Below are 13,351 nucleotides of genomic sequence, written 5' to 3'. Positions count from 1 at the left end.
CCACGTTGTCGCAGATCATGAAGGCAATCCTGACGAACAACTACGGCGGCGCCGACGTCATCGAGTACGGCGAACTGCCCGACCCCAAGATCGCTCCCGACTGCGTGCTGATCCGGGTCAAGGCGGCCGGGGTCAACCCGGTGGACTGGAAGATCGTGGCCGGCTACCTCGACCCGATCATGAACGTGCACTTCCCGCTGATCCCCGGCTGGGACGTGGCGGGCGTCGTCGAGGCCGTCGGCGCCGACGCCACCGAGTTCCGGGTCGGCGACGAGGTGATGGGTTACGTACGCAAGGACGAGGTGCAGCACGGCACCTTCGCCGAACTGGTCTCCGCCCCCGTGCGCACCCTCGCCCGCAAGCCCGCCGCGCTCTCCTGGCAGCAGGCCGCGGGCCTCCCGCTGGCCGGACTGACCGCCCTGCAGTCCCTGGACCGCGTGCGGGTGGGCAAGGGCGACACGGTCCTGGTGCACGCCGCGGCGGGCGGGGTCGGCTCGCTGGCCGTACAGATCGCCGTCGCCCGGGGCGCCCGCGTGATCGGCACGGCGGGCGAGCACAACCACGACTTCCTGCGCTCGCTGGGCGCCGAGCCGGTGACGTACGGGGACGGGCTGGCCGACCGGGTGCGGGAGCTGGCGCCGGACGGCGTGGACGCGGTCATGGACTTCGTCGGCGGCGGCGCGGTCGACGCCTCGCAGGAGATCGTCAAGGACCCCGCCCAGGTGGTCTCGATCGCCGACGGCGAGGTGACGGCCAAGGGCGGCCACATGGTGTGGGTGCGGCCCGACGCGGCCGGCCTGGCCACGCTCGGCGACCTCGCCGAGGCGGACCGGCTCACCGTGCACATCGACACCGTGCTGCCGCTGGCCCAGGCGGCCGAGGCCTTCGGGCGCAGCCAGTCGGGACGCGCCCGCGGCAAGATCGTGCTGGAGGTTTCCTGAGGCTCCTGGGGCCCGTCACCCCGCCTTGCGGTCCACGTACTCGAAGACCGCGCCGTCGGGGTGGCGGGCCACCAGATTGCGGCCGATGGGGGTCGCCAGCGGGCCCGCGATGATCTGCGCACCGACCGCGGTGAGATCGGCGTGCGCCTGCTCCACGTCCGCCACCGCGATCGTCGCCGCGACCTTGCGCAGCACGGACAGCTCGGCCTCCGGGCCGCTCATCAAGAAGAAGCAGCCGACCGCCGCGACCGAGACGCCGCCGCGCTCGAAGCGCATCGCCTCGGCGCCGGTCAGACGCTCATAGACACCGATCGCGGCGTCCAGGTCATCGACGCACACCCGTAGCGAAGTACCCTGAATGTCCATGGCGCCGAGCCTAGTTGATCCGATCACCGCGTTTCACGCCGTACGCGGAAGGCGGTACGCCGCCCGGGCCCGACCGGCAGCCGGAAGCGGACGAAGCCGCCCTCCTGTCGCGCGGGTGTGCGGATGCCCTCCACCCGCACCTCCAGATCCCGGCCGCGCAGCCCGCCGGGCAGCGCCAGTTCGACCTGGAGCACATCGGCCGCCAACGCCCCGATCGCCCCGCTGACTTCGTCGCCCGCGCAGGTCAGGGCGAGCAGCCCGTCGTCGCGGTGCCAGTCCTCGAAGGGCAGCGCCGGGTCGATCCGCAGACCCTGCGCGGTGGGCTCCACCCCGCTCAGCCACATCGCCGCGTTCAGCGGCTCGGAGTGCGCGAACAGGATCTGCACCGGCCAGGACTGCATGGAGAACAGGCCCTCCCACGCCCAGGTCTCCCCGGGCCGCGCGTCGTCGGAGGGCAGATAGCAGTCCGGGCCCGACCACACCCCGAACCACAACTGCGGGTAGATCTCGGCGTGGTGGGCCAGGGTGTTCTCGCACAGCTCCCGCCAGCCCTCGCGCGGATCGACCCGGGCCAGGCCCCGGGCGAGGGTGGAGTTGATGGCGTACCACTGGCCACCGCCGGCCACCGCAGGCCTGCCCTCCGCGCCGCCGGCGAAGACCCGGGTGGCCAGCGGGTCGGCGCAGCGCTCGCGGATCCGCGCCACCAGCGCGCGCTCCTGCTCGGGCCGCAGGATGCCGGCGATCAGCGCCCAGGGCTGCGGCTCCAGATACAGGTCGCGGTGGCCGATCTCGGTGTCGCGGTCGGCCCAGCCGCGGTTGAGGTGTCCCTCGCGCCAGCACGCGCGCACCGCCTCGGCGAACTCCTCGGCGCGCTCTCGCGCCCGGCGGGCCACCCGGGCCGCGTCCGGGCCGCGGGAGAAGTCGGCGAGCTCGGCGAAGCGCCGCAGGACGTGCACGGCCATGGCGGTGTTCAGCGTCGACTCGCCCTCCTGCCACACCCGGTCCACCGGCACCCCCGAGGAGGCGACGATCTCGTCGTTCCAGTCGCCCAGCCGCAGCCGCAGCAGGCCGTGCGCGCCGGTGCCGACGGTGGTCAGCAGATGGTCCAGGGCGCGCAGGCAGTGGTCCCACACCGGCTCGGGGCGGGTGTAGGGGGCCGGCCAGTACGACACGCACTGGCGCAGGAAGGCGCGGTCACGGGTGGCCAGGACGTACTCGCTGACCAGCCACAGCAGCCACAGGTCGTTGTCCGAGGGGCACCACAGGGCGTGCTCCCACAGCCCCGTGCCGTGCTCGGAGTAGGCGATCTCCCCCTCGGGGGTGGTCTCGGCCATGGTGAACCGCACGGCGTCGGCGGCCAGTTCGGGCGCCGACCACACCAGCGCCAGGGCGTTCTGGCAGGTGGAGCGGGGGCCCGCGTTGAACCCCGCGAGGTACTGGTAGGCGCCGCCCTGGGAGAGGGTGTGGGCGCGCAGGCCGTGGTGGTAGGTGGCGCCCGAGCGCAAGTAGTAGGCGCTCCAGGCCAGTTCACGGGTCAGCCAGGGCTCGCGGGCGCCGTACTCGAAGCGCGGCAGCGCGCGCCGCCAGGCCGCCCGGGTGTCCTCGAAGAGCGCGGCCGCGTCCTCGCCCAGCGCGGCGATCTCCGCTGCGGCGTCCACGGGCGGCACCGCGCCGTACCCGTAACCGAGCACCCGCCGCTCGCCGGGCGCCAGTTGGAGGTCACAGGTCAGCAGGAAGGAGGCGTCCTGCCCGCCGCCGCCCGGCTCCAGAGGGCGGCCAGGCGGATCGAGCAGCGCGTCGGGGCGCGTGCGGCCCCCTTCCCCGAAGAGCCCGGCGCGGTCCGCCGCCCAGCCGTCGACGGGGGTGTCCCCGATCGGTGCGCACAGCACATCGGGCTCGGTGCGCGGGACCGGGCCGACGGGGAAGCCGATCTCGTGCGAGAGCGGGCCGTGCGGGTGCCGGGCCACCAGCGCGCCGCGCGGCCCGGCGCCTTGCCGCCAGTCGGCGCCGTATCCCGCGTACACCAGCGCGGAGGACTCGTCGCGGCGGGCGCGCGCCTGGGGCCCCAGGGGCGCGAGGTTGAGGTTGTGCAGCCGTACGTCCCAGTGCTCGCCGTGCCGCAGCCGCCGCGGGCGCGTGCCCAGATTGCGGATCTGTACACAGGAGGCGAGCAGCCGGCTCTCGCCGAAGGGGGCGAACACCACCCGGTCCAGCTCGATGTCCGCGCGGCGCACGGTGATCCGCAGATAGCCGCAGCCGAACACGCGCCGGATCTTGGTGCCCTCGGCCGGCAGGTCGGAGTAGTACGTGGACCACACCGTGCCCGCGTCGCGGTCCAGGAGATAGGAGACGCCGCCCGCGAACGCGCCGTGCTCGGGCCGGAACTCGTTGATCCAGCGGGCCCCGTGCTCGTGCGAGTACAGCTGCACCCAGCCCTCGTCGGTGGCCACGGCCACGATGCGGTCGTTGCCGATCTGGTGCCAGTGCAGCCGCGAGACGCCGTCCGCGTCCGCGCCGCCGTCCCCCTGCGCCCCGTAAGTGCGCCAGCGCGCCCGCGGGTCGGTGCGCTGGTCCAGCTCGTAGACGAAGGCCGGCAGCCCCGCCCCGTCGCTGCTCCACCGCCCGAAGATCCCACCGTGGCGGTCCCGCTCCCCGCCGGTGTGCTGCTTGTGCTCGCCCATCGGGTCTCCGTCCACAGCCGGCTTCGCGTACGAGACCTCGACCGTACGGTCCGTCACCGGCCCGCTCCACCAGGCGCCCCGATAAGGGCGAGGGGAACCGCGCGACCGGCCCCCACCGGCCCGCGGTGCCATGACGGCCCAGCCAACGGCCCCCTCGCGGAGCGCTCACGCGTCGGGCAGCAGCCGATACACCGTCAGCGCCTCGTTCTCCTTCTCGAGCACCAAGTCACCCGGCGTGGCGGTCACTTCGCCGTCGTACGCCAGATCCGTGCCGCTGGCCAGGCCGCCGATGTGCAGCGAGCGCAGCCGGGCCTCGCCCAGCACGGGGGAGTGCCGCAGCACGCCGGTCAAAGCCGCCGCCAGCAGCCGCGTACGGGCCAGCCGCCCGCCGTGCACCACCCGTACGTCCAGCACCCCGTCCGCCAGGTCGTGGCGGCGCACCGGTGCCAGCCCGAGGCCCCGATAGGAGCAGTTGCCCGCGAACAGCAGCCACACCGCGCGCCGCTTGCCGTTGATCTCGGCCTCCAGCGGGCGGGCGGTGCGCAGCACGTGCCAGGCGGCCAGCACCCCGGCGGGCCAGGCCCCGATGCGGCCCGCCCACTTCTCCCTGATCCGCACCAGCTCGGGATAGGAGCCGATGGAGAAGGTGTTGAGGAAGTACGTGGTCTCCCCGCGCGGGGTGCCGTCCTGGTTGACGGGGCGGAACCCGGCCAGGTCGACGGCGACCGCCTCGCCGCTCTCCACCGCCCGCGCGGCCTGCGTGAGGGTCTCCACGCCCAGGTCGTAGGCGAAGTGGTTGCGGGTGCCGCCCGGCAGGACGGCCAGCGGGAGCCCGTGCCGGGCCGCGACGGTGGCCGCGGTGTTGATCGTGCCGTCACCGCCCAGCACGCCCAGCGCCCCGCCCTCCAGCGCGGCGCGTTCGGCGGCCTCCTCCAGGGCCTTGTCCAGCGGCGGGGCCCCTTCATCACCACCCTCGCCGCACACCACGACCTGGGCCAGCGGCAGTACGGCGTGCACCTCCTGGGCCCGGTCGGGGCGCGGCCCCGACCGCTGCCCCGAGCCCTGGTTCGCCACCACGAACAGGCCCTCGCCGCGGGGCAGCGCGGGCGCGTCGGCGCGCGGCCTGGCCGGCGGCGCCAGCTGCGCCCTGGTCGGCGCGATCCCGCGTACCGCGAAGGCCGCGCCCGCCCCGAGCGCGACCCCGGCCAGCACGTCGCCGGGATAGTGCACGCCCGTGTAGATGCGGGAGAAGGCCACCGAGGCGGCCAGCGGCGCCAGCGCCAGGCCCCACCACTTGTTCTCGAAGGCGACGCCGGTGACGAAGGCCGCGGCCGAGGCCGAGTGGCCCGAGGGGAAGGAGGTGGTGAAGGGCTGGCGGGAGAGCTGGCGCATCAGCGGCACCGGGTCCAGCAGCGGGCGGGCCCGCCGTACCGAGCGTTTGCCCAGGGTGTTGACCGTCGCCGAGGCGGCCGCGAGGGAGGCGGCGCCGCGCAGCGCGGCCCGGCGGGCGGGCCGCCCGCCGAAGACGGCGGCGCCCGCCGCGACACCGAACCACAGCACGCCGTGGTCGGCGGCCCGGCTCAGTCGTGGCAGCACGCGCTCGGCGCCCGGCCAGTGCCGGTTCGCGATCTGCTCGAAGGCCGCACGGTCCCAGGTACTCAACAGCTTTCGCATGCGCCACCTGTACCCCATACGCGCCGGTGGATGCGTCAACGCCACCGCGTGGGGCCGCGCCTTCCACCTGCGTGCTGCGCGCGGCACGGTCCGCCGCGCGGGGGGTACGGGCCAGGGGGCCGTCATCGCGGGCCCGTCACGGCAGCCCGGCGACCGGTCCCGTACCGGCCGTGCCCGGACCGGTCCCGGCCGTCCCCGCCCAGCTGTCCGGCGCGGCCCGGCTGATGTCCGCGAGGGCGGAGCGCGGGTCCTGGTGCCGGGCCAGATCGCCGATGCTGACCACGCCCACCGCGGTGCCGCCCTCGACCACCGGCAGCCGCCGCACCGCGTTCGTGCGCATCAGGGCGACCGCCGTGGACACGGGCTCCTCGGGGCCGACGCAGACCGGCTCGGGGGTGCACACCGACCGGCAGGTGACGGTGAGCGGATCGACGCCGTCCGCGATCGCGCGCAGGGTGATGTCCCGGTCGGTGACCACGCCCAGCAGGACGTCGTCCTCGGTCACCAGCACATCGCCGATGTCCTGGGCGCGCATCACCTGTGCGGCCTCCACCAGTGAGGCGTCGGGCCGTACCGTGGCCACGGCCGGGGTCATGACGTCCTTCACCAACTGTGCCATTGCCAGCTCGCCTTCTGTGAGTTCGGTGGCTGCGGCCCGGCCCCGGCCGCCCCGGTGCCCGGTGCCGTGACCGGCCCGATGCCGGCTGGACCGGCTCCGCCGCAGTACCCGCGCGGCGGCCGTCCATGCCTGGCCCGGCAGGGGCCACGCACGTGCAGGACGTCGGCCGGCTCGCTCAGCGGTCCGTCAGCAGCGCCCGTACCACGTCCTGCACCGTGCGGTACGGGTCCTCCCGCGGCGGCAGTGCCCGTACCGCCGCCACCAGTTGGCCGGGGGCGCGGCACTCCAGCAGGGCGCGCACGAGGGCGCGCCGGTCGGCGGGGAAGACCTCGTGGTGCAGGTGGCGGGTCAGCTCGAAGGCCAGCAGCTCCGTCGGTGCCCACGGCCGGCGGCGTGGCACCGCCCGCGGCCGGGTCTGCGCCGCCCGCTGCAGGGCGTGGCCCGGCGTGGGGTGCTCGCCCCACGGGACGCTCGGCTGTTCGCTGGGACGCGGCACGACGGCCTCCTTCCGGCGAGTGTGCCGAGGCGGGTACCCGGGCAGCCGTGCGCCACACGAGGCGCCCGTCCCCAGCGGGTTCCGACTCGTCGCGAAAACAGGGTGTTTGGGGCTGCGTGCGCAGGGCACCCGGGGCCCGGCCGCGCGGCTGAGCGGCAAGTGAACGGCCGTGGGGGAGCGAGGAGAAAGAGGGGATGGGAAACCGGGCGCGGGATGTGGGGTCCCGCGCCCGGACTCATGCGGGTGGGGCGGGCGGTGCGATGGCCCGTTACGCGCTGCGGGTGACGGGTACCCGCGCCCCATGACCGACAGGACCGAGAGGGCAGAGACCGACCGGACGGACCGCGCACCGGACCCCCTGCGCCCACCGGCCCGTGACCTCGCCGAACCGGTGGCCCGGATGGTGGCCGAGGAGATACGCCAGGAGTTCCGCCGGGAGTTCCGGCACGGGATCGAGGCCGTGCGCGAGGAGTTGCGCGCCGAGTTGCGCCGGCGCTCGCGCCGACGCACCGTGCGCCTGTACGGCGGGGCGGCCGCCGCGGCGCTGGCCGCGGGCGGCGCGTTCACCGCGTTCCTGGTGCTGGCCACCGGGCTGGCGATGCCCGGCTGGGCGGCGGCGCTGATCGTCGCCGTGGTGCTGGCCGCGCTGGCCGTGACGCTCAAGAACGCCGCCCGCAACCGGCCGCACGACCACACCCACTCCGGGGACGGCGGCACGGCAGCCGCCGCCCACGCCCCCGGCACCGCCTCCGCACCGAGCCCCGGCGGCCTGGGCGCGGCCGGCGCGCGCGCCCCGATGCGCCCCGGTCGCACGGAGCGCTGAAGTGGATACCGCACTGCGCCCGTTGCGCGTCGGACAGTGTGCGCTCCGCCGAAGTCCGTTGAGCGGTTGTGCTTTCATGGCCACGTGATCATCAGACGACGGAGGACGGCCGACCTAGAAGGCTGCGCGCGGATTCTGGCCGAGGTGCACGAACACAGCGGCTATCCCCACCACTGGCCCGACGACCCCGAGCGCTGGCTGACGCCCGAGGGGCTCACCGATGCCTGGGTCGCCGAGGAGGACGGCCGGATCGTGGGCCACGGCGCGCTCTGCGGCCGTGCGGTGAACCGCCTGTTCGTCAGTCCGGCCGCCGGCGGCCGGGGGACCGGCGCGCGTCTGCTGCGTACGCTGGAGCGCGAGGCGGCCCGGCGCGGCCTGCGCGCCGTCCTGGAAGTAACGTCGTCCGACACCGCGGCCATCGCCCTGTACGAACGGCTGGGCTGGGTACGCCGGGTGACCGAGTACCAGGACTGGGGAGAGGAAGCTCAAGTGGAGGTCCACCGCTACGAGGCGCCCGAGGCGCCCGACCCCGCCGCGGCGGGCGACGCGCCCACGACGCCGAGCACCCCCGCCCGCTTCAAGGACCTGGCGCTGGACGCCAACGACCATCAGGCGCTGGCCGATTGGTGGTGCGCCGCCATCGGCTACGTACGCCGCGACACCCCCGGTGACGCCGCGGCCCCCGTGCACTGGCCGGTGCCCATCGTCGACCCGACCGGCGGCGGCCCGCTGATCTGGATCAACCGCGTCGAGGAGGCCAAGACCGTCAAGAACCGTATGCACCTGGACGTGTTCGGCGACACCGCACGCCTGCTGGAGCTGGGGGCCACCCTGGTGCGCCGGCGCGGCGGCGACATCGAGTGGGACATCCTCGCCGACCCGGAGGGCAACGAGTTCTGCGTCTTCGTCCCGGGGGAGTGACCCGGGGACCCGGGGAGTGAGCGGCCGGGGAGCGGGCCGGGCCGCTCACAGCACCCGGTAGGCCGTCGCCGCCTCGTGGCGGAAGCTCAGGCCGTGGCCCGGCAGGCCCTTGCCCGCCGGCCGCACCGTGCCGCCCGAGGGGTCCAGGCCGCCGTCGAAGAGCATCGACTCGATGCGCACATGGTCGTGGAACCACTCGATGTGGCGCAGGTTGGGGACGCACGCGGCCGGGTGGGCGTGCACATGCGGGGCGCAGTGCGCGGAGACCTCCAGGCCGTGCGACTCGGCGACGGCCGCCGCGCGCAGCCACACCGTGATCCCGCCGCAGCGGGTGGCATCGATCTGCAGGCAGTCCACGACGGGCGCCATCCGTGCGAAGTAGGGCAGGTCGTAGCCGTATTCACCGGCCGCGACATCGCTGACCACCAGGTCGCGCACCACGCGCAGGCCCGTCAGGTCGTCGGAGGAGACCGGCTCCTCGAACCAGCCCACCCCCTGTTCCGCCAGCGCCTTGCCCACCCGGACCGCCTGCTTGCGGGTGTAGGCGCCGTTGGCGTCCACGTACAGCTCGGCGCGCGGCCCGATCGCCTTGCGGGCGTGCCGTACGCGCTTGAGGTCCCGCTGGACGTTGCGGCCCCACTCCTCGCCGATCTTGATCTTGACGCGGTTGATGCCCTGGCCGTGCACCCACCCGTTCAACTGCGTTGCCAGATGGGTGTCGTGGTACGTGGTGAAGCCGCCGGACCCGTACAGCGGCACCTCCTCGCGCACCGCGCCGATCAGCCGCAGCAGCGGCAGCCCCAGCAGCTGCGCCTTCAGGTCCCACAGCGCGATGTCCACCGCGGACAGCGCACAGGCCACCATCCCGGGGCGGCCCGCGTTGCGCACCATCCGGCTCATCGCCTCGTACGCGCCCGCCACGTCCAGCGCGCTGCGGCCCAGCACGCAGCGGGCGAGCAGCTCGCGGACCACCGATCCCGCGTCCGCCGCCGCATAGGTCCAGCCCAGGCCGGTGGTGGTCCCGCAGCGCGCCTCGACCACCACGACGGTCGTGGTGTCCCAGGCCAGGGTCCCGTCGGCCTCCGGCGCGTCGGTGGGGACGGTGTAGGCCGTGACGTCCAGCCGTTCCACTTTCATCGTGCTCGGCAGCTCCCATCGGTCAGCACGTGGAGGATGCGGCCCAGGGCGGTCAGGGCGCCGAGGGCGGTGTGCCGGGCGAGGCGGGAGAGGACCGGGCCACGGCGCCCGGATGCCGTGGCCCGGCGAGCGGAGGCCGTCAGGCGTGTCACCCCTCGCTCCCTTCGGGGGAGCCCGGCTTCCCGGACGGCGGCGGCTCCGGTGTCCCCGGCTTGTGCCGCCCGGGCAGGAACTCCTGCACCTTCGCCTTCAGACCCTGCTTGATCACCGACCCGCGGTCCGCGTCCCCCTTGACCACCGCCTCGGCCGTGGCCTCCATCTGCTGCCAGGTCGCGTGCGGCGGAATGGGCGGTACGGCGGGGTCGGTGACGAACTCCACCACCGCGGGCCCCTGGGCCGAGAGCGCCTGCCCCCACGCCTCCGCCACGTCCTGCGGCTTGTCCACCCGTATCCCGACCAGGCCCAGCGACCCGGCGAACGCCGCGTAGGAGACGTCCGGGATCTCCTGCGAGGGCAGGAACTGCGGGGCGCCGCCCATCGCCCGCATCTCCCAGGTCACCTGGTTGAGATCGCGGTTGTTCCACACGCCGATCACCAGGCGCGGATCGTCCCAGGCGAAGCGGTACTTGGCCGCCGTGATCAGCTCCGCCAGCCCGTTCATCTGCATCGCGCCGTCCCCCACCAGCGCGATCACCGGCCGGTCGGGGTGGGCGAACTTCGCGCCGATGGCGTACGGCACCGCGCACCCCATCGTCGCCAGCGTCCCCGACACCGAGGCCCGCATGGTGCCGCGCATCCGCAGGTGCCGCGCGTACCAGTTGGTCACCGAACCCGAGTCGCAGGTCACGATCGCGTCCGAGGGCAGCAGCGGATCCAGCGCGTGGGCGACCAGTTCGGGGTTGACGGGGTCGGCGCTCAGCGAGGCCCGCCGCGCCATGACCTCCCGCCAGCGCTGCACGTTCGCGATCAGGTCCTCGCGCCAGCGCAGGGACTCCTTGCCGTCCTTGGGCTCCAGCAGCGGCAGCAGCCGGGCCAGCGTCGAGCGGGCGTCCCCGACCAGGTTGACCTCGTAGGGGTAGCGCATCCCGATCATGTGCGGGTCCAGGTCGATCTGTACGGCCCTGGCGTGCCCGAATTCGGGGAGGAACTGGCTGTAGGGGAAGCTGGACCCGATGGTCAGCAGGGTGTCGCAGTCCCGCATCAGCTCGTAGGAGGGGCGGGAGCCCAGCAGGCCCACCGGGCCGGTGACGTAGGGGAGTTCGTCGCTGAGCACATCCAGGCCCAGCAGCGCCTTGGCGACCCCCGCGCCGAGCGTGTCGGCGGCCTGCACGACCTCGGCGCGCGCCCCCGCAGCGCCCTGCCCGACCAGGATCGCCACCTTGCGGCCCGCGTTGAGCACCTCGGCGGCGCGCTCCAGCGCGTCGGCGGAGGGCACCGCCGTCCAGCCGCTGCGGTCCAGGCTGGAGGGCACCATCTTGAACGCGTGGCCGGGCGGCTCGTAGTCGAGCTCCTGGACGTCCGCGGGGACGATGACGGCCGTGGGCGCGCGGCGGGCGTACGCCGTCCTGAAGGCGCGGTCCAGGACGTTGGGCAGCTGCTCGGGGACGGTCACCGTCTCCACGAACTCCGAGGCCACGTCCTTGAACAGGGTGTGCAGATCGACCTCTTGCTGGTACGAGCCGCCCATGGCGCTGCGGTGGGTCTGCCCGACGATCGCCACCACCGGCACATGGTCCAGCTTGGCGTCGTACAGCCCGTTGAGCAGATGCACCGCGCCGGGCCCCGAGGTCGCCGCGCACACTCCGGCCCGGCCGCTGAACTTGGCGTACCCCACGGCCTGGAAGGCGGCCATCTCCTCGTGCCGGGCCTGGACGAAGCGCGGCTCGTTCTCGGCCCTGCCCCATGCGGCGAGCAGGCCGTTGATGCCGTCGCCCGGGTAGCCGAAGACATGCTCGACACCCCACTCGCGCAGCCGGGCGAGGATGTGATCGGAGACCTTCTGGCTCATCGTGCTGGCTCCTCGGGGTCAGGCGGTGCCGTACGGGGCAGGGGCGGCATCGGCGTACGGGCCGGCCGGGCGCGCTGCCAGGGCCGAGTAGCCCCGCGCCGCCCGTGGGAAACCTGCGGAACGGGCCGTTTCTGCCGGGCAACAGGCAGGCAAGTGCCGCAACCGGAAGGGGATATGGGGGATCGGACGGCAAGGCGTTTACCGCCATCGGGTGCGGGCACCCGAACCGATGTGCTTCGGACCGGAGGCACGCCCGCGGGAGCCCCTGCGCTCTCTGTGAGTGTGCTTATTCGGTCGCGCTCCCGTGGGGACCTTTCGTCCACCGATCAGGGAGCCCGGAAAATGCCCTCAGCACCCACCCGGCACGGCACGCTGCATGCGCTCGACCAGCCGACCGCACCCGGTGATCAGCCGGTCCAGCCCGCCGCGCGCGAGCCCGCCCGGCAGCCCACCCGCGGCGAGCGCCGCCAGGACGTCAGGCGGACCGGCAAACGGCGCAACAAGCACCCCCACGACGACGCGCCCGACACCGCCGAGGACTTCCGTCGGCTGATCGCGATGCCCGACGGGCCCGAGCGCGACGAGCTGCGCCAGCGCATCGTGTGCGCCTGGATCCCCATGGCCGAGCGCCTGGCGCGGCACTTCCGCAACCGCGGCGAGACCACCGAGGACCTCACCCAGGTGGCCGCCCTCGGCCTGGTCAAGGCCGTCGACCGGTACGACCCGGCGCGCGGCTGCGCCTTCGAGAGCTTCGCGGTGCCCACCATCGTCGGTGAGGTCAAGCGCCACTTCCGCGACCACATGTGGGGCCTGCACGTGCCCCGCCGCGTCCAGGAGCTGCGCAACCGCGTACGCGCCGCGACCCACGAACTGTCCCACTCACTGGACGACCACGGGCCCTCCGCCGCCCGCATCGCCGAGCACACCGGCATGTCCGAGGAGGACGTGCTGCTGGGGATGGAGGCCCTGGAGAGCTTCTCCACGCTCTCCCTGGACGCCGAACTCCCCGGCGCGGACGACGGCTACGCCCTGGTCGACACCCTCGGCGGCCCCGAACCCGGCTTCGACCTGGTCGTGGACCGCGAGGCCATCAAGCCCAAACTGCGCAAACTCCCCGAGCGGGAGCGGCAGATCCTGTATCTGCGCTTCTTCTGCGACATGACGCAGAGCCGTATCGCCGACCGCCTGGGCATCTCCCAGATGCACGTCTCACGCCTGATCAACCGCACCTGCACGCGCCTGTGCGACCAGGTGGGCGGGCGCGAGGCGGCTTGAGCGCGGACCGCCTGCGAGCGGGCCGCCGTGGCGCCGTGGCGCGCCGGGTCACGGCCGGTGCGTCACGGCCGCAGCGCCAGCGCCAGATGGCGCGAGACGCGGTCCACCACCCCCGCCTCGGCCATGCTGAAGGCGCGTCTGCCGCCCGTACGGAAGAGCGTCAGCACGCCCCGTACGGCCTGCGAGGGCAGGCGCGCGGGGACGCACAGCAGCGAGGTGACCGCGGCCCGGGCCAGCAGCGGAGCGCCCTCGGCGTCATGGCCGAAGGCGGACAGGTCCTCGGGGCGTATCTGGAGGTTGGCGTTGCCCGACCGCGCGGCCTCCACCACCAGCGGGCAGGAGGCGGGGTCCTGGCCGGCCAGCGCGGCCAGCAGCGCCGCGTGCTCCTCCTGCCCCTGCGGCCCGGGGGG

At 74.2% G+C, this 13,351-nt stretch carries 12 protein-coding genes and 1 pseudogene; 4 read left to right on the top strand and 9 right to left on the bottom strand.

Annotated features, from left to right (window positions below; all coding sequences use genetic code 11):
* Positions 1-17 precede the first annotated feature (17 nt).
* The gene (locus AC4IJH_RS13790) at positions 18-941 is read left to right on the top strand and encodes an NADP-dependent oxidoreductase (RefSeq protein WP_490851945.1); all 924 of its coding nucleotides are present in this window, start codon (positions 18-20) and stop codon (positions 939-941) included.
* A gap of 15 nt (positions 942-956) precedes the next feature.
* Here AC4IJH_RS13790 and AC4IJH_RS13785 read toward each other — a convergent pair whose 3' ends face one another.
* The 5 genes from AC4IJH_RS13785 to AC4IJH_RS13765 form a co-directional block, all read right to left on the bottom strand.
* Positions 957-1,307, bottom strand: a complete 351-nt coding sequence (locus AC4IJH_RS13785; RefSeq protein ID WP_490851944.1) for a VOC family protein — start codon at positions 1,305-1,307, stop codon at positions 957-959.
* Between the two features lie 23 nt (positions 1,308-1,330).
* Entirely contained in the window at positions 1,331-4,045 is a 2,715-nt protein-coding gene (locus tag AC4IJH_RS13780) for a GH36-type glycosyl hydrolase domain-containing protein (protein WP_490851943.1), read from the bottom strand.
* A gap of 108 nt (positions 4,046-4,153) precedes the next feature.
* On the bottom strand, positions 4,154-5,662 hold the full coding sequence (locus AC4IJH_RS13775) for a bifunctional phosphatase PAP2/diacylglycerol kinase family protein (protein WP_490851942.1): 1,509 nt from the start codon (positions 5,660-5,662) through the stop codon (positions 4,154-4,156).
* Positions 5,663-5,798: 136 nt separating this feature from the next.
* Entirely contained in the window at positions 5,799-6,281 is a 483-nt protein-coding gene (locus AC4IJH_RS13770; protein WP_490851941.1) for a CBS domain-containing protein, read from the bottom strand.
* 175 nt (positions 6,282-6,456) lie between these two features.
* On the bottom strand, positions 6,457-6,777 hold the full coding sequence (locus AC4IJH_RS13765; RefSeq protein ID WP_490851940.1) for a DUF2795 domain-containing protein: 321 nt from the start codon (positions 6,775-6,777) through the stop codon (positions 6,457-6,459).
* 301 nt (positions 6,778-7,078) lie between these two features.
* Here AC4IJH_RS13765 and AC4IJH_RS13760 point away from each other — a divergent pair, with 301 nt between their 5' ends.
* Both AC4IJH_RS13760 and AC4IJH_RS13755 read left to right on the top strand, forming a co-directional pair.
* Positions 7,079-7,600, top strand: a complete 522-nt coding sequence (locus AC4IJH_RS13760) for a phage holin family protein (RefSeq protein WP_490851939.1) — start codon at positions 7,079-7,081, stop codon at positions 7,598-7,600.
* An 84-nt stretch (positions 7,601-7,684) separates the two neighbouring features.
* Positions 7,685-8,521 carry a GNAT family N-acetyltransferase gene (locus AC4IJH_RS13755; RefSeq protein WP_490851938.1) on the top strand — a complete coding sequence of 279 codons (837 nt, stop codon included), beginning with the start codon at positions 7,685-7,687 and terminating at the stop codon, positions 8,519-8,521.
* A 45-nt stretch (positions 8,522-8,566) separates the two neighbouring features.
* Here AC4IJH_RS13755 and AC4IJH_RS13750 read toward each other — a convergent pair whose 3' ends face one another.
* The 3 genes from AC4IJH_RS13750 to AC4IJH_RS13740 are packed head-to-tail and all read right to left on the bottom strand — an operon-like array spanning position 8,567 to position 11,666.
* The gene (locus AC4IJH_RS13750) at positions 8,567-9,658 is read right to left on the bottom strand and encodes an enolase C-terminal domain-like protein (RefSeq protein WP_490851937.1); all 1,092 of its coding nucleotides are present in this window, start codon (positions 9,656-9,658) and stop codon (positions 8,567-8,569) included.
* Positions 9,655-9,810, bottom strand: a complete 156-nt coding sequence (locus tag AC4IJH_RS13745; protein WP_490851936.1) for a hypothetical protein — start codon at positions 9,808-9,810, stop codon at positions 9,655-9,657. The genes AC4IJH_RS13750 and AC4IJH_RS13745 overlap by 4 nt, the downstream gene beginning before the upstream one ends.
* A complete protein-coding gene (locus tag AC4IJH_RS13740) occupies positions 9,807-11,666 on the bottom strand; it encodes a thiamine pyrophosphate-requiring protein (protein WP_490851935.1) in 1,860 nt (619 codons plus the stop codon). The genes AC4IJH_RS13745 and AC4IJH_RS13740 overlap by 4 nt, the downstream gene beginning before the upstream one ends.
* Before the next feature lie 342 nt (positions 11,667-12,008).
* Between AC4IJH_RS13740 and AC4IJH_RS13735 the strand changes: the two genes are divergently transcribed.
* A complete protein-coding gene (locus AC4IJH_RS13735; RefSeq protein ID WP_490851934.1) occupies positions 12,009-12,941 on the top strand; it encodes an RNA polymerase sigma factor SigF in 933 nt (310 codons plus the stop codon).
* Between the two features lie 62 nt (positions 12,942-13,003).
* On the opposite strand, the pseudogene AC4IJH_RS13730 reads toward AC4IJH_RS13735, so the two are convergent.
* Positions 13,004-13,351 (bottom strand): annotated as a pseudogene (locus AC4IJH_RS13730) (PAS domain-containing protein); the annotation flags it as partial.

It is taken from the genome of Streptomyces sp. UF-297 (assembly GCF_058245575.1).
This window is presented reverse-complemented; position numbering and strand designations above follow the sequence as displayed.

Bases quoted from the DNA above. Each gene is read 5' to 3' on its own strand.
- AC4IJH_RS13790 (WP_490851945.1), top strand. From the start codon at position 18: ATGAAGGCAATCCTGACGAACAACTACGGCGGCGCCGACGTCATCGAG.
- AC4IJH_RS13785 (WP_490851944.1), bottom strand. From the start codon at position 1,307: ATGGACATTCAGGGTACTTCGCTACGGGTGTGCGTCGATGACCTGGAC.
- AC4IJH_RS13775 (WP_490851942.1), bottom strand. From the start codon at position 5,662: ATGCGAAAGCTGTTGAGTACCTGGGACCGTGCGGCCTTCGAGCAGATC.
- AC4IJH_RS13770 (WP_490851941.1), bottom strand. From the start codon at position 6,281: ATGGCACAGTTGGTGAAGGACGTCATGACCCCGGCCGTGGCCACGGTA.
- AC4IJH_RS13760 (WP_490851939.1), top strand. From the start codon at position 7,079: ATGACCGACAGGACCGAGAGGGCAGAGACCGACCGGACGGACCGCGCA.
- AC4IJH_RS13750 (WP_490851937.1), bottom strand. From the start codon at position 9,658: ATGAAAGTGGAACGGCTGGACGTCACGGCCTACACCGTCCCCACCGAC.
- AC4IJH_RS13740 (WP_490851935.1), bottom strand. From the start codon at position 11,666: ATGAGCCAGAAGGTCTCCGATCACATCCTCGCCCGGCTGCGCGAGTGG.
- AC4IJH_RS13735 (WP_490851934.1), top strand. From the start codon at position 12,009: ATGCCCTCAGCACCCACCCGGCACGGCACGCTGCATGCGCTCGACCAG.